General features: G+C 71.0%; 20 protein-coding genes and 1 other RNA gene. 16 read left to right on the top strand and 5 right to left on the bottom strand.

Translation table 11 applies throughout. The features are described 5' to 3' along the window. The first annotated feature begins 115 nt into the window (after positions 1–115). Complete coding sequence (locus U1T56_RS05560; protein ID WP_418158454.1) at positions 116–1,567, top strand: oligosaccharide flippase family protein; 1,452 nt, start codon at positions 116–118, stop codon at positions 1,565–1,567. 58 nt (positions 1,568–1,625) lie between these two features. Here the strand turns inward: U1T56_RS05560 and U1T56_RS05555 are convergent, their stop codons facing one another. After that, complete coding sequence (locus tag U1T56_RS05555) at positions 1,626–2,021, bottom strand: hypothetical protein (protein WP_418158453.1); 396 nt, start codon at positions 2,019–2,021, stop codon at positions 1,626–1,628. Between the two features lie 27 nt (positions 2,022–2,048). Further along, positions 2,049–2,435: an MAPEG family protein gene (locus tag U1T56_RS05550; RefSeq protein ID WP_418158452.1), complete on the bottom strand. Its 387-nt coding sequence runs from the start codon at positions 2,433–2,435 to the stop codon at positions 2,049–2,051. Between the two features lie 286 nt (positions 2,436–2,721). On the opposite strand from U1T56_RS05550, the gene U1T56_RS05545 reads away from it, so the two are divergent. Further along, the gene (locus U1T56_RS05545; RefSeq protein WP_418158451.1) at positions 2,722–3,636 is read left to right on the top strand and encodes a DMT family transporter; all 915 of its coding nucleotides are present in this window, start codon (positions 2,722–2,724) and stop codon (positions 3,634–3,636) included. A 91-nt stretch (positions 3,637–3,727) separates the two neighbouring features. After that, positions 3,728–4,903, top strand: a complete 1,176-nt coding sequence (gene zapE / locus U1T56_RS05540; RefSeq protein ID WP_418158450.1) for a cell division protein ZapE — start codon at positions 3,728–3,730, stop codon at positions 4,901–4,903. Between the two features lie 16 nt (positions 4,904–4,919). Here the strand turns inward: zapE and U1T56_RS05535 are convergent, their stop codons facing one another. The 3 genes from U1T56_RS05535 to U1T56_RS05525 form a co-directional block, all read right to left on the bottom strand. Beyond that, positions 4,920–5,264 carry a hypothetical protein gene (locus tag U1T56_RS05535; RefSeq protein WP_418158449.1) on the bottom strand — a complete coding sequence of 115 codons (345 nt, stop codon included), beginning with the start codon at positions 5,262–5,264 and terminating at the stop codon, positions 4,920–4,922. Positions 5,265–5,499: 235 nt separating this feature from the next. After that, positions 5,500–6,141, bottom strand: a complete 642-nt coding sequence (locus U1T56_RS05530) for an extensin family protein (RefSeq protein ID WP_418158448.1) — start codon at positions 6,139–6,141, stop codon at positions 5,500–5,502. 100 nt (positions 6,142–6,241) lie between these two features. Then, entirely contained in the window at positions 6,242–6,772 is a 531-nt protein-coding gene (locus tag U1T56_RS05525; RefSeq protein ID WP_418158447.1) for a TlpA family protein disulfide reductase, read from the bottom strand. Positions 6,773–6,805: 33 nt separating this feature from the next. Between U1T56_RS05525 and argH the strand changes: the two genes are divergently transcribed. From argH to mraY, 13 genes are all read left to right on the top strand, one after another. Further along, the gene (argH, locus tag U1T56_RS05520; RefSeq protein ID WP_418158446.1) at positions 6,806–8,203 is read left to right on the top strand and encodes an argininosuccinate lyase; all 1,398 of its coding nucleotides are present in this window, start codon (positions 6,806–6,808) and stop codon (positions 8,201–8,203) included. 392 nt (positions 8,204–8,595) lie between these two features. Beyond that, positions 8,596–8,925, top strand: a complete 330-nt coding sequence (locus U1T56_RS05515) for a DMT family transporter (protein WP_418158445.1) — start codon at positions 8,596–8,598, stop codon at positions 8,923–8,925. Positions 8,926–8,979: 54 nt separating this feature from the next. Further along, positions 8,980–9,159: a hypothetical protein gene (locus tag U1T56_RS05510; RefSeq protein ID WP_418158444.1), complete on the top strand. Its 180-nt coding sequence runs from the start codon at positions 8,980–8,982 to the stop codon at positions 9,157–9,159. After that, positions 9,156–10,436, top strand: coding sequence for a diaminopimelate decarboxylase (gene lysA / locus U1T56_RS05505; protein ID WP_418158443.1), 1,281 nt, complete (start codon positions 9,156–9,158; stop codon positions 10,434–10,436). The genes U1T56_RS05510 and lysA overlap by 4 nt, the downstream gene beginning before the upstream one ends. Positions 10,437–10,455: 19 nt before the next feature. Next, positions 10,456–12,945, top strand: coding sequence for a TIGR02302 family protein (locus U1T56_RS05500; RefSeq protein ID WP_418158442.1), 2,490 nt, complete (start codon positions 10,456–10,458; stop codon positions 12,943–12,945). Between the two features lie 2 nt (positions 12,946–12,947). Then, positions 12,948–13,640, top strand: a complete 693-nt coding sequence (locus tag U1T56_RS05495; RefSeq protein WP_418158441.1) for an N-acetylmuramoyl-L-alanine amidase — start codon at positions 12,948–12,950, stop codon at positions 13,638–13,640. 9 nt (positions 13,641–13,649) lie between these two features. Then, an RNA gene (rnpB, locus tag U1T56_RS05490) (RNase P RNA component class A) lies at positions 13,650–14,059 on the top strand. A 514-nt stretch (positions 14,060–14,573) separates the two neighbouring features. Next, the gene (rsmH, locus tag U1T56_RS05485; RefSeq protein WP_418158594.1) at positions 14,574–15,566 is read left to right on the top strand and encodes a 16S rRNA (cytosine(1402)-N(4))-methyltransferase RsmH; all 993 of its coding nucleotides are present in this window, start codon (positions 14,574–14,576) and stop codon (positions 15,564–15,566) included. After that, complete coding sequence (ftsL, locus tag U1T56_RS05480; protein WP_418158440.1) at positions 15,548–15,949, top strand: cell division protein FtsL; 402 nt, start codon at positions 15,548–15,550, stop codon at positions 15,947–15,949. The genes rsmH and ftsL overlap by 19 nt, the downstream gene beginning before the upstream one ends. Then, positions 15,949–17,775, top strand: coding sequence for a peptidoglycan D,D-transpeptidase FtsI family protein (locus U1T56_RS05475; protein WP_418158439.1), 1,827 nt, complete (start codon positions 15,949–15,951; stop codon positions 17,773–17,775). The genes ftsL and U1T56_RS05475 overlap by 1 nt, the downstream gene beginning before the upstream one ends. Next, positions 17,750–19,210: a UDP-N-acetylmuramoyl-L-alanyl-D-glutamate--2,6-diaminopimelate ligase gene (locus U1T56_RS05470; protein ID WP_418158438.1), complete on the top strand. Its 1,461-nt coding sequence runs from the start codon at positions 17,750–17,752 to the stop codon at positions 19,208–19,210. Before U1T56_RS05475 ends, U1T56_RS05470 begins: the two co-directional genes overlap by 26 nt. Next, the gene (locus U1T56_RS05465; RefSeq protein ID WP_418158437.1) at positions 19,207–20,616 is read left to right on the top strand and encodes a UDP-N-acetylmuramoylalanyl-D-glutamyl-2,6-diaminopimelate--D-alanyl-D-alanine ligase; all 1,410 of its coding nucleotides are present in this window, start codon (positions 19,207–19,209) and stop codon (positions 20,614–20,616) included. The genes U1T56_RS05470 and U1T56_RS05465 overlap by 4 nt, the downstream gene beginning before the upstream one ends. Before the next feature lie 13 nt (positions 20,617–20,629). Beyond that, positions 20,630–21,718: a phospho-N-acetylmuramoyl-pentapeptide-transferase gene (gene mraY, locus U1T56_RS05460; RefSeq protein WP_418158436.1), complete on the top strand. Its 1,089-nt coding sequence runs from the start codon at positions 20,630–20,632 to the stop codon at positions 21,716–21,718. The last annotated feature ends 1 nt before the right edge of the window (position 21,719 follow it).

The raw sequence follows: 21,719 nt of genomic DNA, 5'->3' as shown, positions 1-21,719 counted from the left end.
GATCCGCCCTTCGTGCGACGCGGCGAGCGTTGCGCGGTGCGGCGCTCCTGTGCCATCGCTCCACCAGGACGGATCGCACCGGGGCGCCGGTGGCACGAGAGAAGGCCTTTCGCGCATGAGCCTCGCGCGCTCGCTGACGCTGAACATGCTGCTCCTGACGGTCGGCCGGGTGCTGACGATCGTCATGAGCCTCGTCACGATGGTGCTCCTGACCCGCAGCCTGGAGCCGACCGGGTTCGGCTTCTATCGCAGCATCACCGCCTATCTCGGGCTCGCCGGCATCTTCTCCTATCTCGGGTTGCACCTGATCTTCGTGCGCGAGTTCTCGCGCGAAGGCGCGCACCAGCCGACGCTTCTGGGGCAGGCCCTGAGCTTGCGCCTCGTGAGCGCCACCGTGCTCCTGATCGGCGCTGCGGGGCTCGCTTGGCTCTTCCCTTACGAGCCCGTGGTGCGCTGGGGCATCCTGCTCGGCGTTCCGGGCTTCATCGCCCTTGCCGCGCATCAGCTCCTCACGGGCGTGTTCCAGGAGAAGCTCCGCCAGGCGCCGCCGGTGGCGGCCGAGGTCGCGGGCGGGATGCTGACGCTCGGCCTGATCCTCGTGATGCTGCAGGCCGGTGCGGGGGTGATCCCGGTGCTGCTCGCGTTCGTCCTCGGCAACCTGCTCACGCTCGCGATCTCCTGGTGGGCTGCCTGGCGCCTCGTGCCGTTCCGACTCCAGATAGGCCTCGCGAGCTGGAAGGGGCTCCTGATTCCGGCCCTGCCGATCGCGGGTGCTCAGATCCTGCAGCAGACCTACTACAAGACCGACGTGATCGTGCTCTCGCTCCTGCGCCCTGCGGCCGATGTCGGCCTCTACAGCGTCGGACGGCAGATCCTCGACACCTTCGTCGGCTTCGCGCTCATGTACGCGGGCCTGATCATGCCGCTGCTCTCGCGCCATGCCGGCAAGGACACGGGCGCGTTCGCGGCGCACCTGCGCGACGGCTTCGACACGCTGGCGGTGGGCTCGATCGGTGCCGCCATGCTGTCGGTGGCCTTCGCTGCCCCGATCGCCACTCTCATCGGCGGGCACGGCTTCGCCGCCGCGGGCGACTCGCTCGCAGCACTGGCGCCCTTGATCGCGCTCTATCCCTTGTGCCTGATCTGCCGCTTCGCCGTGACCGCCCTCGACCGTCAGGCCGATCTCTTGCGCGGCTACGTGGTCGCGGCCGTGCTCGGGGTGGCGTCGTTCTTCCTCTTCGTCCCCTGGCTCGGCCCGGCCGGGGCCGCCGCGGGCCTCCTCGTCGGCGAGGCGGCCGTGTTCCTCGTAGCACTCGGGGTCCTGCGCCGTGTTGCCGGGGTGGGGCCGTCCTGGATCATCCCGGCGAAGGCCCTGGGCTGCGCCGCACTCGCCTACCTCGTCGCCCGCCTGCCGCTCGTGCGCGACCTGCCCTGGATCCCGGGTGCCGCCGCCACCGGGCTCGTCTATCTCGCGCTCCTGCTCGTCACCCGCGCCGTCCCGGCTCATCTTCTCGCCATGTTGAAGCGGCCGAAGACGCCGGCGGAGCCGAAGCTCGCTACCGAGTAGGGCGGCTACGCCGGATCCCTTCCCGGCGACTTCGGCCGGGAAGGGCGGGCGGTTCCGTTCAGCGGCCCGCGAACGGGCCCCAATCGTCGCGGATGCTGAGCCGGGTGCCATCCAGGCCGGCGAGCCATTCGGCGCCGATCTGGGTCAGGGTGTAGCCGCCGCCGGTCGAGTAGCGGGCGGCCCACTGCATGAAGGAGTTGCGCACCGACGGCCGCAAGATCCCCCGCCGGGCGAGCTCCCAGGCCGCGTCGAAGAACGGCACCGAGGCGTCGTAGGTGCGCTGGTCCTCGATCGGCGGCCGCGGCCGGATGCCCTGCACCTCCTCGAGATAGCGGGCGGCGTAGTCGCTGACCCAGAAATCGAAGCCGTCGCGGTCGAACTTGGCCGGCCCCTCGGTCCTGAGCTTCGTGAGGATGAAGTTGAGCGCGTCGTCGACGCTGATCGTCGTGGTCATGGATCGTCCCCTCGGTCGCGTGACGGCTCAGGCGAGGCCCAGATACTGGCCGAGCCCGAGCAGGCAGGCGATGGCGTAGACCGCCGTGATCAGCACCGTGCCGATGGCCGGGGTCGTGTAGTTGCCGGGGTACTGGGCGAAGCCCCAGAGATGAAGGAGGAATCCCGCGGTCAGGAGCAGGCCCTCGAGCCACATGACGGCCGGCGAGGCGCCGCCGCGCTCGATCAGGAACATCAGGAGCAGGGCGAGCGGCATGTACTGCGCCATGTGATCCCGGCCGTGGCCGCAGCGGTCGTACCAGCGCAGCGGCCAGTCGACCTGCTTCTTCCGGGACAGACGTCGCAGCCAGATCATGTACCAGGCCACGCACATGTAGAGGCCGGCCAGCAGGACGGCGAACAGGGTCGTTATCATCGGTGGTCGTGATCTCGTCTCGTGGAGCACCGCTCGGGGCACGCACCGCGCGGCCGATGCCGCCGACGCCTTCCTCTAGCCGATCCGGCCGCGCGCACCAATGCTGAGAATTGCCCGAGGCGGTTGGATCCTAGGAGTTGTGGAGGCGCCGGGCTGCCGCTGTAACGAGCCGCGCGGCGGATCCCGGCACGGCGAGCACCGGCGCCGCCGCCTCGGCGCATCCGGCCCTTGCAAGCCGGCTCGTTCCGGCCCCACTGTGTCGGCCGATGCGAACGAGGTCGGGCTCATGCATCCTTCGCAGGCGGTCGTCGGCTCCCCGGCGCTGGGTGGCAATCTCCTGGCCTTGCTCGGCACGGCCTTGTGGGCGAGCTCGTTCCCCGCGACCGAGCATCTGCTCCGCGGCTGGGATCCCCTGCTCTTGTGCTTCGCCCGGCTGGCGGGCGCAGCGCTCTGCCTCGCCTTCCTGGCGCTCGCGACCGGGCGCGGCGCGGAGCTGCGCCGTGCTCCCTGGCGCGACGTGCTGTACCTCGGCGCTCTCGGCGTCGCAGCACCCGTCTTCCTCCTGATCCTGGGTCAGACGCGCGCCGATGCGGTGACGGTCGCGGTCCTCAGCACCATGCTGCCGCTGATCTCGGCCGTCATGGGCTGGGCGCTCGACGGCGAGCGTCCGCGAGCGCCGGTGCTCGCCGGCATCCTGCTCGCGATCCTGGGCGGCAGCCTCGCGAGCCTCGCCGGCAGCGGTCCGGCCGCGGGCCCGCGCGGTGGCGAGGTGCTGGTGCTGGCCTCGATGGTCCTGTGGATCTGGTACTCGCGCGCGGCGCTGCGGCGGCTCGCCGGCCTCGGCGATCTCGCCATCAGCGGCCTCACCATGGCCGCGGGCGCTGCCGTCGTGGGGCTCGTCGGCGCCATGGCGTTGGCATCGGGGTTCGCGGCGCCACGCTTCGATCCGAGCCCGTCGGCGCTCGTCGTGCTCGCCTGGATGAGCATGGCCGCGATCGGACTCTCGACCCTGCTCTGGTTCACCTGCGCCCGGCTCCTGGGCGTCACCGTGGCCGCGATCCACACCAACCTCGCCCCGTTCTACGTGATGCTGATCGCGCTCGCTTTCGGCGGCCGGGTAGTGCCGCAGCAGGTGATGGGGGCGGTGCTGGTCGTCGTCGGGGCTCTTCTGGCCCAGATCGCGAGCCTGCGGCGCCGCTGAGGGCTCCTCTTCGCATCTGCAGCAGCGAAGCCGTAGACCTCGCCGGCCGCGATCCGCTAGAGCGGACGGCGAAGACGAGGACCAGACGCCCATGATGCCGCTGCAGCGCCTTCAGGCCAGGATCGCGAGCGGCGAGCTGCGCGCCGACCCGCTGCAGCTCGCGGCCGCCGAACGTCTCGACCGGCTCGCCCGCGAGCTCGCGAGCTGGCGTCCGGCGGCGCGGTCTTCCGGCGGGAGCAGCCTGCTCGGCCTCTTCGTCCGCCGCAGCGAGCCCGAGCCGCCGGCTCCGAAGGGAGTCTATCTCCACGGCGATGTCGGCCGGGGCAAGTCGATGCTCATGGACCTCTTTTACGAGGCGGCCCCGACCGAGCCCAAGCGCCGGGTCCACTTCCATGCGTTCATGCTCGAGGTGCAGCGGCGTCTGCACGCGCTGCGGCAGGACGGCAACCGCCCGGACCCGCTCAAGGTCCTGGCCGCCGAGCTGGCCAAGGAGAGCCGGCTCCTGTGCTTCGACGAGTTCCACGTCGTCAACATCGCCGATGCGATGGTCCTGGGCCGGCTGTTCGAGGGCCTGTTCGAGCAGGGGGTGGTCGTGGTCGCCACCTCGAACTGGCCGCCGCGGCGGCTCTACGAGAACGGCCTCAACCGCGACCGTTTCCTGCCGTTCATCGACCTGCTCCTGCGCAAGGTCGATGTGGTGGCCCTGGAAGGGCCGGTCGATTACCGGCTGCAGCGGCTGCGCGACATGCCGGTCTACCATCACCCGCTGGGTGCAGAGGCCACGGCGCGGCTGGAGCAGGTGTTCCGCACGCTCGCCGACGGCGAGGAGCCGAAGGCGGAGGAGATCTCGGTCGGCACGCGCCGCCTCGTCGTGCCCAAGGCCGCGGACGGGGTGGCCTGGCTCGAGTTCGCGGACCTGTGCGAGCGGGCGCTGGGAGCGGCCGACTATCTGGCGCTGACCGAGCGCTACCACACGCTGATTCTGAACGGCGTGCCGCTGCTGACACCCGACAAGCGCAACGAGGCGCGGCGGTTCATGACGCTGGTCGACGCGCTCTACGAGCGGCGGGCGATGCTGTTCGTCGCGGCCGAAGCACCGCCCGAGAGGCTCTATGCCAGCGGCGACGGCGCCTTCGAGTTCCAGCGCACGGTGAGCCGGCTCATGGAGATGCAATCCACGGACTATCTCGAGACCTGCCGCGACCGCCGCCCGGACCAGTTGCCCGCGACCTTCTCGCCCTTCGCGCTCACGAGCGACCTGACCTGACGCGGCCGCAAGGCCGCTATTGCAGGGTGGCGGGCCCCTGGACCGTGGGTGCGGGCAGGGTCGGCCGCTTGTCGCGGCGGCTGGCGATCGCGTCGCGCATCCGCTCGGTCGCCACCGCTAGCGCGTCCACGGCCGCCGCCGGCGTGTGCGACAGCCCGACGACATAGCCGAGCTCGACGAGGAGGCTGCCGGCGAGCCTGTGCTTCTCGATGCCGATCTCGTTGGCGAGCTGTGGCAGGAGCTGGACGATGATGGCCTCGGCGAGCCGCATCGCCCGGTCTTCTGCATCGGCCTGGATGCTCTTATCGGGCGAGGGCTCGGGCATCTCGACGTCGAGGGTGACGGTCAGCTTGATGGACATCGCGCAATTCCCGCAGTGCCAGCAGTCGGGCTCGATGAAGGTCGGGCCGGTCGGTCGTCAGCGAACGGCCGTAGCGGAGCACGTTCCTGTCCCGAGATGCAAGCGCGTGCGGCAACATTGCCTGCCGTTCCATCCGAACGGGCGGGCTGCGGCGCAGGGACGCGGCAGCCGCTGCTCCTTCGGAGCGCGAAAGTGACGGATTATTATCAACTTATAGGCGATAAACTTCGATGTGTCAAAGGCCGCACTGGCGCCACGGGCCGATATCGACGTGCAGGTGGTCCTGGTGCCGGCGATCGCTCTCCGGTGTGAGGGTGACGCTGAAGCGGCGGCAGGCGGCGCTCGCGACCGCGCGCAGGAAGCGCTGCTCGGCCCGCGTGCCGCGCCAGCCCTCGTGGACGGTGACGATCCGCCCGTCCGCGAGCCTGAAGCCCGAAATGTCGAGGGCTCTGGCACGGGCATGGAGGCTGGCGCGGCCGGCATTGCCGGTCATGCTGCGGCAGGCGTAGCTGCCGTAATGCTGGACCGCGACGACCGGGCTTCGCAGATGGGTCCGCGCCGCCCGGTTCACCTCGGCCTCGAAGTCGCTCCAGGCCACCAGCATGGCGCAGCTCGTCTCGAGCGGCGGGACGAAGCTCGCGAGCCTGCCGCTGCCGGCGCGGACCGGCGTGTCGACGCGGCAGGAGCGGTCGGGGATGTGCTGCCAGCGGCCGACCGCGATGCCCCGCTCCCGGAGCACGGCGAGGCAGGCCGCCCCGGAGAGACGGTAGGGCTCCGCACCCCTGATCCCCTGCGCCCGCTCGCTGCTGCACCCGGCCGGCAGCAGCAGGGCCAGGAGTGCGACGAGCCTCATCGTCGTGCTGCGTGGCGGCTTCATGCGTCGGCGAAGCACCTCCCGCCGGTCTTCTTACGGCAGGTGCCGTCGCTTTCACAGCCGCTCGGCGGCCCTGACGGGCGGAGAGGAGCCCGTGGCCACGTCAGCCGGCCGCTCCGTCGAGGAGACGCCGCACGGCTCGGACGGCCTCCGGGCCGTCCCACCGGGCGATGCCCAGCACGCGGCCGGTCTCGTTGCCGGCCTTGTCGACCAGGATCGTCGCCGGCAGGCCCGGCACGCCGACCGCGCGGGTTGCCGCCGCCTTGGGGTCGCGATAGACGTGCAGCCGCTGGACGCCGATCTCGTTCAGGAACGCTTCGACCCGCTCGGGTCCGGCGCGATCCACCGACAGGGCGAGCACCACCACCGGCTGATCCTCGAACCGTGCCTGCAGGCGGTCGAGGGAGGGCATCTCCTCGCGGCAGGGCGCGCACCACGTGGCCCAGAGATTGAGGACGACGACCTTGCCCCTGAAGTCCTCGAGGCTGGCCGGCTTGCCGTCCATGGTCTCGAAGGCGAGCGGCGGCAGCGGCTTGGGCTCGCTGGTCCGGATCGGCGCCTCGGCCGTGGCGGCGCCGGCGATCCCGGCGAGAAGCAGGCCCGAGGCGGCGAGGAGGCGCAGCGTGCGGCGCAAGGCGGTCTCCGGAAGGCTCGTGGAGGACGAAGGATGACGGAACAGGCCCGCAGCGGGCGCTCGCTCTGGGGTGGCCACTTCGAGGCCGACCCCGCACCCCTGATGACGCAGATTAATGCCTCGATCGGCTTCGACAAGCGGCTCTACGCTCAAGACATCGTGGGCTCGATGGCGCACGCGCGCATGCTGGCTGCGGTCGGCATCCTGAGCCCCACGGATCGGGACGCGATCCTGGACGGGCTGGAGCGCATCCGCGGCGAGATCGAGCGGGGCGAGTTCGTCTTCACGACCGAGCTCGAGGACATCCATCTCAACATCGAATCCCGCCTCACCGACCTCGTCGGCGAGCCCGGCCGGCGGTTGCACACGGCGCGCTCGCGCAACGACCAGGTCGCGACCGACTTCAAGCTCTGGGTCCGCGACGCCATGGACCGGGCCGATGCACGGTTGAAAGAGCTGCAGCGGGTGCTCCTCGGGCTCGCACGGACCCATGCCGCCACCGTGATGCCGGGCTTCACCCATCTCCAGGCGGCGCAGCCCGTGACCTTCGGCCATCATCTCATGGCCTACGTCGAGATGTTCGGCCGCGATCGCTCGCGCTTCCAGGACGCGCGCCGGCGCCTCAACGAATCGCCTTTGGGTGCGGCGGCGCTGGCCGGCACCAGCTTTCCGATCGACCGCGCCATGACGGCCGCGGATCTCGGTTTCGACCGGCCGATGGCGAACTCGATCGACGCCGTCTCGGATCGCGACTTCGCGCTCGATTATCTCGCGAGCGCCGCCATCGCCGCCGTCCATCTCTCGCGGCTCGCCGAGGAGCTGGTCTTGTGGTCGACGCCGCAGTTCGGGTTCGTACGGATGCCGGAGGCGTTCACCTCCGGCAGCTCGATCATGCCGCAGAAGCGCAATCCCGATGCGGCCGAGCTCGTGCGCGGCAAGTCGGGCCGCATCCTGGGCGACCTGCAAGCGCTCCTCGTCGTCCTGAAGGGCCTGCCGCTCGCCTATTCCAAGGACATGCAGGAGGACAAGGAGGGCGTGTTCGACGCCGCCGACAGCCTCGAGCTGTCCCTTGCGGCCACGGCCGCCATGCTCGACGGGATCACGGTCTTCCCGGAGCGGATGAAGGCGGCGGCCGGGGTCGGGTATACCACGGCGACCGACCTCGCCGACTGGCTCGTGCGGGTGAAGGGCGTGCCGTTCCGCGAGGCGCACGGGATCGCCGCGCGCGCGGTGAAGCTCGCCGAGAGCAAGGGCTGCGGGCTCGAGGATCTCGGCCGGGACGAACTTGCGGGCATCGACGCGCGCATCGACGCCGGCGTGTTCGAGGTTCTGGGCGTCGAGCGTTCGGTGGCGAGCCGACGCAGCTTCGGCGGCACGGCGCCGGAGCGGGTGCTCGAGGCGGTGGCGGCGGCGGAGGCGCGCTATCTCTAGGCCGCCTTGCGCCGTGCCTTGCGTTCCAGGGCCGCGAGCCGGCGGCGCCGGTGGCGGTTGAGCGGGCGCATCGGCGCGGGTTCGCTCGTGCCGTTCCGCAGCGGTGCCGGCGCCGGGCGGCAAAGGCGCGGGCTCGCCGGGCCGGCGGGTGGCGTTCGGGGCCGCGCGCCCCTTGCCCTCGGCGGTGACGGGACCGTGCGAGCGGGCGCCGTTGACGCGGGACTGCTCGGCGCGGGAAAGGATGGTGGCGGTGGTCATGGGTGAGCCTCGATGGCGGAGCTCCGGGGAGGCGGTTTTCATCCTATGGCCGTCGCCGCATCAACCACAGGTTAAGTGGCGCCCGACACGATGGCGAGAACGCCAGCGCGGGCAGGCGGACCGGAGGGGCAGGAGTGAGCTTCGTCCATCTCATCGTGGCGGTCGCGTTCGAGGTCGTCGGCACCTCGGCGCTCAAGGCGAGCGAAGGCTTCACCCGCCTCAAGCCCTCGCTCCTCGTCCTCGTGAGCTATGCCGCGGCTTTCTACTTCCTGTCGCTGACCTTGAAGACCATCCCGGTCGGCATCGCCTATGCCTTGTGGTCGGGGATCGGCATCGTCCTGATCTCGCTCGTGGGCTATGTCTGGTATCGACAGAGCCTCGATCTTCCGGCCATTGTCGGCATCGCGCTGATCCTGGCCGGCGTTCTGGTCACGAACCTGTTCTCCCGATCCGTTCCGCACTGAGCGGGCCGGCCGATCGCGTTTGCCCCCGCCGCTTCAGCACGGTAGCATCCTGTCATGGCTCGTCCCCATCTCCCGCCCGATGCCGGCACGCTCTTCGCGCGGCGCGGCCTCTTTCTGCTCGCCGCCGCGGCGGGCCTCGCCGGTTGCGGCCGCAAGCCCCGCGAGCTGAAGCCGCCGGAGGAGCCGAAGCCGAGCGAGCAGCAGAGCCAACCGGAGCAGGGGAAGTCGCCGTGAGCCCGTTCCATTACGCGCACGAGGCGCTCGTCGCCGACGGGGTGCCGCTCGCGGACATCGCGGCCGAGGTGGGCACCCCCTGCTACGTCTATGCCGCGAGCACCATGCGCGAGCGGATCAGGGCCTTCCGGCAGGCGTTCCGGGGCGGGCCGGAGCCCCTGTTCTGCTACGCCGTCAAGGCCAACAGCAACCTCGCGGTGATCCGGCTGTTCGCCCAGGAAGGGGCCGGGGCCGATACGGTCTCGGGCGGCGAGATCGCGCGGGCCCTCGCGGCGGGTGTGGCACCTTCGCGGATCGTCTATGCCGGGATCGCCAAGACCGACGAGGAGATCCGCTTCGCGCTCCAAACGGGCATCCTGCAGTTCAACGTCGAATCGACGCAGGAGCTCTTGCGGATCGCCGAGATCGCGGCCGGGATGGGCAAGACGGCGCCGGTGGCGCTGCGCATCAACCCCGACGTCGCCGCCGGCACGCACGACAAGATCAGCACGGGGCGGAAGCACGACAAGTTCGGCATTCCCTGGGACGAGGCGGGCGAGGTCTTCGCGCTGGCGCAGCGCCTCGAGGGGATCGAACCTTTGGGCCTGCACCTGCACATCGGCTCGCAGATCACCCGGCTCGAGCCGTTCGAGGCCGCCTACCGGCGCGCCGTCGATCTGTTCGTCGCGCTGCGGACCGCCGGCGTTCCCTTGCGGCGGCTCGATCTCGGCGGTGGGTTCGGCGTGCCGTACAAGGACGAGCCCAGGGTCGAGGCCGAGGCCTTCGCCGATCTCGTGCGCCGACTGACCCGAGGGCTCGACGTCGAGCTGGTCTTCGAGCCGGGGCGGAGCCTCGTCGCCGAGGCGGGTGTCATTCTCTCGCAGGTGATCTATCTCAAGGAAGCGGGAGGCCGGCGCTTTCTCGTGCTGGACTCCGGCATGAACGTGCTGATCCGGCCGGCCATGTACGGCGCCTACCATGCCGTGCTGCCGGTGCGGGAGCCGCGCCCGGACGAGGAGCTGGTGCCGATGGACGTGGTGGGGCCGATCTGCGAGAGCAGCGACGTGCTCGGGCGCGATCGCCTTCTGCCCTTGCTCCGGCCAGGCGATCTCGTGGCGATCACGGGTGCGGGCGCTTACGGTTCGGTGATGGCGTCGCACTACAATTCGCGGCCGAGCGCTGCCGAGGTTCTGGTGGAGCGTGGCCGGTTCGCCGTGATCAAGCCGCATCTGCCGCCCGAGCGGCAGTTCGCCGACGAGCGGATACCGGATTGGCTCGGCGGCAGCGGGAAGGACTAGAGCGAGGCTGGAGGGCGGCATGACGAGCGGCACGGACCCGCGGCAGACGCGAAGCTTCCGCTTCCTCCTCCTCCTCGCCCGGCTGGTCGTCACCTTCGAGCGGCTGTGGCCCGGTTTGTGGCCGGGCCTCGCCGTCGTGGGCGTGTTCGTCGTCCTCTCGCTGTTCGGCCTCTGGCTCCACCTGCCGCTGGCACTCCACCTGCCGCTCCTGGGCCTGTTCGCGGCGGCGCTCGCCTGGACGTTGTGGCGGACGGTGCGGCTTCTGTCGCTCGCCTCGCGCGACGCGGGGCTCGCCCGGCTCGAGACCGACAGCGGCACGAAGCACCAGCCCCTGCGGGCGCTCGCCGACACCCTGCCCGAGTCCTTCTCCGACCCGGCGACGCGGCGCTTGTGGGCGCTGCATCGCGAGCGGCTGATCGCGAGCCTGCGGCGGCTGCGTCTGGCGCCGCCGCGCTCCGACCTGCCGCGGCGCGATCCTTGGGCGCTGCGCGCGGCCCTGCTCCTCGTGCTGGTGGTGGCGCTGGTCCACGCCAGGGACGACATCGGCCCGCGGCTCACGAGCGCCTTCACCTTCACCGGACGCTCCGCCGCCGCGACCCTGCCACCTATAGTGGATCTGTGGATCACGCCGCCCGCCTATACCCGGAAACCGCCGCTCGTGAGCGAGCAGACCAGGGGCCAGGCCTCGCTCACCGTGCCGGCCGGGAGCGAAGCACGGGTGCAGGTGCATCATCTGCCGACGGAGGCGACGGCGCAGCTCGTCTTCGGTGACGGCAGGACGCCGTTCACGGCGCTCGGCCCCGGCAGCGGCGAGGCCAAGCTGATGCTCGGGACCGACGGGCTCCTCGGGGTCGTGGACGGAGCGGGACGCGAGATCGCGCGCTGGTCCGTGGACGCGGTGCCCGACGCGGCACCTTCGGTGCGGTTCGCGGGCACGCCCAAAGCGACCCATCGCGGCGTGCTCAAGATCGATCTCGAGGCCGAGGACGATCACGGCGTCGCCGAGCTGGCGCTGCTCCTGGCCCCGGTCGGGCGCGAGGGCGAGGTGGAGCGGCTGCTACTCCTGAAGCCGGGCAGCCAGCCGCCGAAGCTCGAGATCGGCACCTACCAGGATCTGACCCCGCATCCCCTGGCCGGGCTGCCGGTGAAGTTGCAGCTCGAGGCGGTGGACGCCATCGGGCAGAAGGGCCGCAGCGAGCCGCTCGAGATCGTCCTGCCGGCGCGCGAGTTCCGCCATCCGCTCGCGAAGGCGGTGATCGAGGAGCGACGCAGACTGGCGGGCGCTCCCGACAGCGCCATGAACGTGGCGGGCCGGCTCGCGGCGCTCGCCGAGACCAGGGCCGCGCAGGAGCAGCCCATTGCGGTGCCCTTGACCCTGCGCTCGGCGGCGTCGCGCCTGGCGCTCAACGAGAGCGATGCGGCGAGCCGGCGCTCGGTGATCGACATGCTCTGGGAGCTGGCGCTGTTCATCGAGGACGGCTCGCTCTCGGTCGCGGAGCGCAAGCTGCGCGACATCCAGCAGGAGTTGCAGAAGGCGCTCGAGGAGGGGGCGAGGGACAGCGAGCTCGAGCGGCTGATGGAGGAGCTGCAGAAGGCCATGGACGAGTTCCTGGAGGAGCTCGCCCGCCAGGCCATGGAGCAGGGCCAGCCGCCGCCCCAGGATCTCCAGCCCCTGGACCAGAGCCAGGTGGTCGACCGGCGCGATCTGCAGCAGATGCTCGATCGCGCGCGCGAGCTTCTGAAGAGCGGGGCGCGCGATGCGGCGCGGGACATGCTGGCCCAGCTCCAGGAGATGCTCGAGAACCTGCGCGCGGGTCAGCAGCAGGCGCGCCGGCCTTCCCAGGGCGAGCAGGCCCTGAGCGATCTGCAGAAGATGATCCAGCTCCAGCAGAACCTGCTCGAGCGCAGCTTCCAGATGAACCGCGAGCAGGGGCAGGAGGGCCAGCCTCAGCCGCGCGGCCAGCGCGGGCAGCCGCAGCAGGGGCTACCGGGTCAGCAGCAGCGCGGGCAGGGGCAGGACCCGATGGGTCAGGCCCAGGCCGAACAGGAGGCGCTGCGCCGCGCTCTGGGCGAACTCATGCGCCGCATGGGCGAGGCCGGGATGGAGATCCCGCGGGCGCTGGGCCAGGCCGAGATGCAGATGCGGGGTGCCCGCGACGCGCTGGGCGAGGGCGAGCCGGGGGTTGCCGCCGAGGCGCAGACCCAGGCGGTCGACGCGATGCAGCGCGCCGGGCAGGCGATGATGGAGCAGCTCCAGGAGCAGATGGCGCGGCAGCAGGGCGAAGGGCCGGGTGGTCAGCCTCAGCCCACAGGAAGGCGCGGCCGGGACCCGCTCGGACGGGCGGCGCGCAACGACGGCGGGATGGACACGCACGGCGTACAGGTGCCGGAGGAGAGCGATCTCGGCCGGGCGCGCGACGTGCTGGAGGAGCTCTACCGCCGCTCCGGCGACCGGCGGCGGCCGGCGCTCGAGCTCGACTACTACCGCCGCCTGCTCGACCGCTTCTGACCGTGCTGTCGCCGAACTGGAACGAGCGGCCGGCGGGCGCGCCGATCGACATGCTGGTCCTGCACTATACCGGCATGCCCACGGCCGCGGCGGCGCTGCGCCGGCTGTGCGATCCCGCCGCCGAGGTCAGCGCGCACTATCTCGTCGACGAGGACGGCACCGTCACGGCGCTGGTGCCGGAGGAGAAGCGCGCCTGGCACGCCGGGGCGAGTTGGTGGCAGGGCCGGGCCAACCTCAACGACGTCTCGATCGGCATCGAGCTCGTCAACCCCGGGCACGCGTGGGGCTACCGTCCGTTCCCGGCCGCGCAGATGCGGGCCGTCGCCGCGCTCGCGCGGGACATCCTGGGGCGCCGGCCGATCCCGCCCTCGCGCGTGGTAGCGCACAGCGATATAGCACCCACCCGGAAAGAGGATCCGGGCGAACTGTTCGACTGGGCCTTCCTGGCGCGGACCGGGGTGGGCTTGTGGCCCGAGGCGGCGGGCGAGGCCGAGCCCGAGCCGGCCCGCGCTGCGGCGTGCCTCGCCCGGATCGGCTACCCGCTCGCGCCGCAGGGTGTTCCCTTCGCGGCGGCGCTCGCGGCGTTTCAGCGCCGCTTCCGTCCGGCCTGCTGCGACGGCCGGCTCGACCCCGCCACGATGGGCCGCCTGCTCGCGGTCGCGGCCTTGTGCGAAGCTGGTCCGGCCATTACCTAGTTTCCTGGTGCAGGCGGCCGGATGGCCGCTCCCGTCTTCGGGCGGGGGAGGAAAGTCCGGGCTCCACGGGAACGCGGTGCCGGGTAACGCCCGGCGGGGGCGACCCCAGGGAAAGTGCCACAGAGAGCAGACCGCCCGCCGGGGCGGGGCCTTCGGGCTCCGTCTGCGGGCAAGGGTGAAAGGGTGCGGCAAGAGCGCACCGCGCCGGCGGCAACGTCGGTGGCACGGCAAACCCCACCGGGAGCAAGACCAAGTAGGGACGACGGTGCGGCGCTTTCGGGCGTGCGGCACAGGCCCGTTCCCGGGCCGGTCGTCCGGGTCGGTCGCGCGAGGCCCGTGGCGACACGGGTCCCAGAGGAATGGCCATCCCCCGGCTTTGCGGCCGGGGACAGAACCCGGCTTACAGGCCGCCTGCGCCCGTTCGGCCGCCTGCTCGTGCCGAGCGCGTCTTTCCTGCCGGCCCGGCAAGATCACATGTTTTCACCATGCTTGTCCACAGAGAGGGTGCGGCCGTCGTTTTCTCTTTTTTGGCAGGGTCTTATCGCCGTATGCTAGAAATGCCCTTGACCTTGCGGCGGGTTGACGATAGCGTTCGAAAACCTAGATCGGTGTCGGGTTTTCTTTCACGTCCGAAGTAAATCGGTCGCCTGGCGTGCCCGTGCCGATTCGTTTTCGAGAAACGTTCAAGTACAAAGGCCGGATCGGCTGGCATATCACGGGATCTTTGGGTGAGGTTGCTGACGTGCTGCGAGGACGGGGATTGTGCGCTGATTCTGCGTCGCGCGTTTTTTGCCGCCTTGCGATATATTAACTTTGCGGTTGATTTCGGTCTGTTCTTTTCGACCTGAGGTTGTTCGCGTATGCTCGGTGGTCGAAAGGGCATGTCGGGAGGTGGTGGCTCGGCCGGTCCTCTGTGAATAACCTGGATGGTGGATAGGCGACGTGGCTCATCGGCCTGTGCTCCTCGACGAGGTTCTGGAAACTTTGCAGCCGCGGGACGGCGGCCTCTATGTCGATGCGACGTTCGGGGGTGGCGGCTATAGCCGGGCGATCCTGGCGGCGGCGTCCTGCCGGGTGATCGGCATCGACCGTGATCCCGATGCGGTCGTGCGTGGCGAGGCGCTGGCGGCCGAGTGTCCGCGCTTCGCCATCGTCCACGCCCCGTTCGGCACCATGCGCGAGCACCTTGCCGCTCTCGGTGTGAGCGAGGTGGATGGTGTCGTCTTCGACCTCGGCGTGTCCTCCTTCCAGCTCGACGAGGGCGGGCGCGGCTTCTCCTTCCAGGCCGACGGTCCTCTCGACATGCGCATGGAGAAGAGCGGGCCCACGGCCGACGACATCCTGGGCGAGATCGACGAACGCGAGCTGGCGCGGGTGCTCTTCACCTATGGCGACGAGCCGCAGGCGCGCGCCGTGGCCCGCGCCATCGTCGCGGCTCGCCGGCAGGGGCCGATCGGGACGACCGGGGCGCTCGCCGCGATCGTCGCCCGGGTCAAAGGCGGGCGGCACGGGCCGCGCGATCCGGCGACGCGGACGTTCCAAGCGCTCAGGATGCTCGTGAACGACGAGCTGGGCGAGCTCGAGCGCGGGCTCGCCGCGGCCGAGACGCTGATCCGGCCGGGCGGGCGGCTGGTCGTGGTTTCGTTCCATTCCGGCGAGGACACGACGGTCAAGCGCTTCGTCAACGGCCACGGCGGACGCCAGGCGCAGCCCTCGCGCCATCTCCCGCCCGTGGCGCTGCCGCCTCCGCGCTGGCGCTGGGTGCGGCACGGCATCGTCAAGCCGGGTGCAGCCGAGGTGGCGGCCAACCCGCGCTCCCGCTCGGCCCGGCTGCGGGTGGCCGAGCGTCTGGCCGGCACGGACGAGCGCGTGCACGACCGTCGTCGTGGCGAGAAGGAGACGCCCGAATGGCGGCCCGCCGCGTGAGTCTGCGCTATCTCGTGACCGCGATCTGCCTCTCGCTCGGAGCGGCGGGAGCCACCTTCCAGCTCAAGCACGCCGTGCGCGACCGTGAGCGCGAGCTCGCCTCGGTCAGGATGGAGATCGCGCGCGAGCGTTGGGCGGTGCAGGCGGCGCGCGCCGATCTCGCCTATCTCACCCGGCCCGACCGGCTGGTGATGCAGGCCGCCCAGCTCGGCATGGTGCCGGTCCGCGGCACCCGCCTCGCCCAGGTCGACCAGATCGTGCCCTGGCAGCAGGTCCACTTCGCGAAGGCACCGATCACCGCCACGCTGCCCTCGGGAGCCGAGGTGGAGCTGCGGCTGAAGCCGGCGCCGCTCATGACCCTGGTCGGCCTGGAGGGCGACTGATGGCGGCGCGCATCCCTGCGACGGCCACGCGCGCCGAGGACCCTTCGCTCGCGACCGGGCGCAGCCGGCTCAAGCTGATCGCGATCGGCTTTGCCGTCGCCTTCTCGAGCATCGGCCTCAGGCTGATCGACATGGTCGAATGGCAGCGCGCGGCGGAGCTGCCTCAGTCCGTGCTGACGCCCGCGGCCAAGGCGGCGCTGCCCGTGGCCGAGCAGAAGATCGATCCGCCGGCGGCGAAGGAGGACGATCTGTTCGCGGCGTCGCGCGCCGACATCGTCGACCGCAACGGCGTCGTGCTCGCGACCAACCTCCAGGTTCCGAGCGTCTACGCCGATCCGTCCCTGCTCGCGGACAAGGCGGCGGCCGCCCGGAAGCTCGCCGCGATCCTGCCCGGTGTCGATGCCGCGGAGCTCGCCCGCCGCTTCGAGGCGTCGCGCCGCTTCACCTGGATCAAGCACCGCATCACGCCCGAGGAACAGCGGGCCGTCCTCGACCTCGGGTTGCCGGGGGTGAGCTTCCAGCTCGCCGAGCATCGGGTCTACCCCAAGGAGGAGCTGACGAGCCACGTCACGGGCTACGTCGATCTCGACAATCGTGGGCTCGCCGGCATCGAGCGCTCGCGCGACCAGCGCCTGCGCTCGAGCAAGGAGCCCCTGGCGCTGAGCCTCGATGTCCGCGTCCAGCAGATCGTGCGCGAGGAGCTCGACCGCGCCTACAGGCGCTTTCGCGCCATCGGCGCCAACGCCATCGTGCTCGACCGCCGCACGGGCGAGATCCTCGCCATGGTCAGCCTGCCCGACTTCGACCCCAACCGGGTCGGCGACGTGAGCCGGATCGAGTACCTTAACCGCAACGTCGCGGGCCTCTACGAGCTGGGCTCGGTGTTCAAGATCCTCACGATCGCGATGGCGCTGGACTCGGGGAAGGTGTCTCTGGTCGACCGGTTCGACGCCACGGGCAAGCTGCAGATCGGCCGCTTCCGGATCGGCGACGACCACGCCAAAAACCGCTGGCTCAGCGTGCCCGAGATCTTCAAGTATTCCTCCAACATCGGCGCCGCGCGGATGGCCTTCGCCGCCGGCGGTGCCCAGCCGCTCGAGCAGTTCTTCAAGAAGATCGGCCTCTACGGCCCGCCCGAGATCGAACTCGCCGAGGTGGCGCGCCCGCGGGTGCCCAGGCGCTGGGCCGACGTCACCGTGGCGACCGCCTCCTTCGGCCACGGCATCGCCGTGACACCGGTTCAGTTCGTCGACGCCGTCTCGGGCCTCATCGGCGACGGCACCCACATCCCGATGACGCTCCTCAAGCGCGAGCCCGGTGCCGAGCTGCCGCAGACCCGCTTCGTCTCGGCCCGCACCGCCGACATCATGCGCTGGCTGATGTGGCTCACGGTCGAGGAGGGTACGGGCACGCACGCGAAGCTTCCCTCCTACCTCGTCGGCGGTAAGACCGGCACGGCCGAGAAGGCCGGACGGGGCGGCTACAGCTTCGACCGGGTCCTGGCCTCCTTCTTCGGCGCGTTCCCGATCAACGACCCGCAATACATCGTGTTCGTGTCGGTGGACGAGCCGCAGGGCGACGCTGGCACCCACGGGCTGCGCACCGGCGGCTGGATCGCGGCCCCGGTGGTGGCCTCGATCATCGACCGGATCGGGCCGCTGCTCGGCGTGCGCCCGACCCCGCCCGAGGTGGCCGAGGCCATGCGCGCCCGGCTCGCCGCGGTGCAGCCCGCCGTCGCCACCGTCGGCGCCAAGTCCGCTCCCGCGAAACATCAGCCCACCGCTCGGCAGGAGGCGAGCCTTGAAGCTGGCATCGCTCTCCGATGACCGGATCCGGCTGAGAGGTCCGGGCGAGGTCGAGATCGAAGGCATGGCGGCGGACTCGCGCGAGGTCCGGCCCGGTTTTCTGTTCGCGGCCCTGCCGGGCACGCGCACCGACGGCAGCCGCTTCCTGGCCGATGCCCTGGCCAGGGGCGCCGTCGCCGTTTTGGGCGGACCCGGCCTCGTCCTGCCGGACGGCGTGCCGGCACTGATCACCGACGAGCCGCGCGCAGCGCTCGCCCGTGTCGCGGCCCGCTTCTTCGGCCGTCAGCCGCGCATCGTGGCCGCCGTCACCGGCACCAGCGGCAAGACCTCGATCGCCGTGTTCACGCGGCAGCTCTGGCGCCGGCTCGGCCATCCCGCGGCCAGCATCGGCACACTCGGCCTGCAGACCTCGGATGCGCCCGGCGAGGGCAGCCTCACCACGCCCGATGCCGTAGCGCTGCAGCGCATGGCGGCCGGGCTCGCGAGGGCCGGCATCGAGCATCTCGTGATCGAGGCCTCGAGCCACGGCCTCGATCAGCACCGGATCGACGGGCTGGTTTTCGCCGCCGCCGCCTTCTCCAACATCAGCCGCGACCACTACGACTATCACGGCAGCCCCGAGGCCTATTACGCCGCGAAGCGCCGCCTGTTCGCGGAACTGCTGCCAGCGGGTGCGGCGGCCGTCCTGAACGCCGATGCGCCCGAGTTCGCGGACCTCGCCGGGCTCGCGCGCGAACGGGGGCTCGAGGTTCTGGACTATGGTGCTACGGCGAAAGTGCTTCGCCTCGTGCGCCGCGTGCCCACCGCCGACGGGCAGGAGATCGAGATCGAGGCGCTCGGCCGGCGGCATGCCTTCAGGAGCCGGCTCGTCGGCGCCTTCCAGGCGCACAATCTCCTCGCGGCCCTCGGCCTCGTGCTCGGTGCCGGCGGCGCGGCCGTCGAGGCCGTGCTGCCGCATCTGGCCGGGCTCGCCGCCCCGCCGGGACGGATGCAGCTCACCGCGCGCCATGCCAACGGGGCGCCGGCCTTCGTCGATTACGCCCACAAGCCCGAGGCGCTGGTGAAGGCCCTGGAGGCGCTGCGGCCGCACACGCGAGGCCGGCTCGTCGTGGTGTTCGGCTGCGGCGGCGACCGGGATGCCGGCAAGCGGCCGATCATGGGCGAGATTGCCACCCGGCTCGCCGACAAGGTCGTCGTCACCGACGACAACCCGCGCACCGAGGACCCGACCGCGATCCGCCGGGCGATCCTCGAGGCAGCACCAGGGGCGCTCGAGATCGGCGACCGGGCGGAAGCGATCCGCGCCGCCTTCCTGGCGCTCGGGCCCGGCGACACGCTGCTCGTCGCCGGCAAGGGGCACGAGAACTATCAGATCGTGGGCGAGCGCACCCTGCCGTTCGACGACGCCGAGGTGCTGCGGACCGTGGCGCGCGAGAGCGGGGGAAGCGTCGCATGACGGCCTTGTGGACGGCCGAGGCGGTGGTGGCGGCGACCGGCGGCGAGACGGCGGGCGGCTGGGTCGCGAGCGGAGTCAGCATCGACACGCGCACCATAGCACCGGGCGATCTGTTCGTGGCCCTGATCGGCCCCAATCGCGATGCTCACGACTTCGTCGCCACAGCACTCGACAAGGGGGCGGCCGCGGCTCTGGTGAGCCGGGTGCCGGAGGGCGCCGACCCGGCCCGCCTCGTGCTGGTGCCGGACACGCAGATCGCCCTCGAAGGACTCGGCCGCGCCGGCCGCGCCCGCAGCGCCGCCAGGATCGCCGGTGTGACGGGCAGCGTGGGCAAGACCGGGACCAAAGAGGCGCTGCGCCACGTGCTCTCGCGCCAGGCCCCGACCCACGCGAGCGCCGCGAGCCACAACAATCATTGGGGCGTGCCCTTGAGCCTCGCCCGGCTGCCCGAGAGGGCGAGCTACGGGGTGCTCGAGCTCGGCATGAACCATCCGGGCGAGCTGCGGGCGCTCACCCGGATGGTTCGGCCGCATGTGGCGATCATCACGACCGTCGCCCCGGCGCATCTCGCGTTCTTCCCCTCGGTCGAGGCGATCGCGGACGCGAAGAGCGAGATCCTCGAGGGCCTCGAGCCCGGCGGGGTGGCCGTCCTCAACCGCGACAGCGAGCATTATCCGCGGATGCGCCGGCACGCCGAGCGCTCGCCCGCGGGCCGGATCGTCACCTTCGGCCAGCACGAGGCGGCGGACTGGCGGCTCGAGAACGTGGAGCTCGGGCCCGGGCACAGCGAGGTCACGGTCTCGATCCGTAAGCAGCACCGCCTCGCCTATCGCCTGGGGCCACCGGGGCGGCACTGGGTCCTCAACAGCCTGGGCGTGCTCGCCGTGGTCGAGGCGCTGGGCGCGGACGTCGCGCGTGCCGCAAGAGCGCTCGCCGATCTGCGCCCGCCCGCGGGCCGGGGCGAACGGCAGCAGGTGAGGCTGCCGGGCGGCGGCGAGGTGCTGCTTCTGGACGAGAGCTACAACGCCAATCCGGCCTCGATGCGGGCGGCGATCGAGCTTCTCGGCCAGATGCCGGGGCGGCGGATCGCTGCCCTGGGCGACATGCTGGAGCTCGGCGAGCATTCCGCCGCACTGCACGCGGCACTCGCGGAGCCGATCCTGGCTGCCGGGATCGATCTCGTGCTCACCTGCGGGCCGCAGATGGCCCATCTGCACGCGGCGCTGCCGGCCGAGCGGCGAGGCGCTCACGAATCGGACTCGACCTCGCTCGCCGCTGCCGTAAAGGAGGCGCTGCGTCCCGGCGACACCTTACTCGTCAAGGGCTCTCTTGGTAGCCGCATGGCGCGAATCATCGACGCCCTGCAGGCCGAGGAGAAGCCGACGGTCTCGCGAGCGGCGCTGTGAGGAACGGATCTCGATGCTCTATCACCTGCTGTTTCCGCTCGCGGAGCACATCAGCGTCTTCAACGTCTTCCGCTACATCACCTTCCGGACCGGCGGGGCGATCATGACCGCGCTCCTGGTCAGCTTCTGGCTCGGTCCGGGTCTGATCCGCTGGCTGAAGAAAAAGCAGCGCGAAGGACAGCCGATCCGCCTCGACGGGCCGGAGAGCCATCTCCTCACGAAGAAGGGCACGCCCACCATGGGCGGCGTGCTGATCCTCCTGGCGCTCGCTTCCGCGACCCTGCTCTGGGCCGATCTCACCAACGGCTATGTCTGGGTGGTCCTGATCGTGACCCTGGGCTACGGCCTGATCGGGTTCGCCGACGATTATCTGAAGCTCACCAAGCGTTCGAGCGGCGGCCTGCCCGGCCGGCTCAAGCTCCTGGGCCAGGGCATGATCGGCGTGGTCGCCGCCGTCGTGCTGATGCGGCTCACCACGCCGCAGCTCGCGACCAGCGTGGCGGTACCGTTCTTCAAGGACATCCTGATCCCCTTGGGCTTCACCTTCCCGCTGTTCGGAGCGCTCGTGATGATGGGCTCCTCGAACGCGGTCAACCTGACCGACGGGCTCGACGGGCTCGCCATCGTCCCGGTGATGATCGCGGCCGCCTGCTTCGCCTTCATCGCCTATCTCGCGGGCAACGCGATCTTCGCGAACTATCTCGGCATCCCGCACGTGCCGGGCACGGGCGAGCTCGCCGTCTTCGGCGGGGCGGTCGTCGGCGCCTCCTTGGGTTTCTTGTGGTTCAACGCGCCCCCGGCCATGGTGTTCATGGGCGACACGGGCTCGCTCTCGATCGGCGGGGCTCTGGGGGCGGTCGCGGTCGCGACCAAGCACGAGCTGGTGCTCGCCATCATCGGCGGGCTGTTCGTGCTGGAGGCGGTCTCGGTGATCGTGCAGGTCGCCTCCTTCAAGCTCACCGGCAAGCGCGTCTTCCGCATGGCGCCGCTCCACCACCACTTCGAGAAGAAGGGCTGGCAGGAGCCCACCATCGTCATCCGGTTCTGGATCATCGCCATGATTCTGGCGTTGATCGGTCTTTCCACTTTGAAGCTGCGCTGAG

The organism is Benzoatithermus flavus, from assembly GCF_037908215.1.
Taxonomy (GTDB): domain Bacteria; phylum Pseudomonadota; class Alphaproteobacteria; order Geminicoccales; family Geminicoccaceae; genus Benzoatithermus; species Benzoatithermus flavus.
This window is presented reverse-complemented; position numbering and strand designations above follow the sequence as displayed.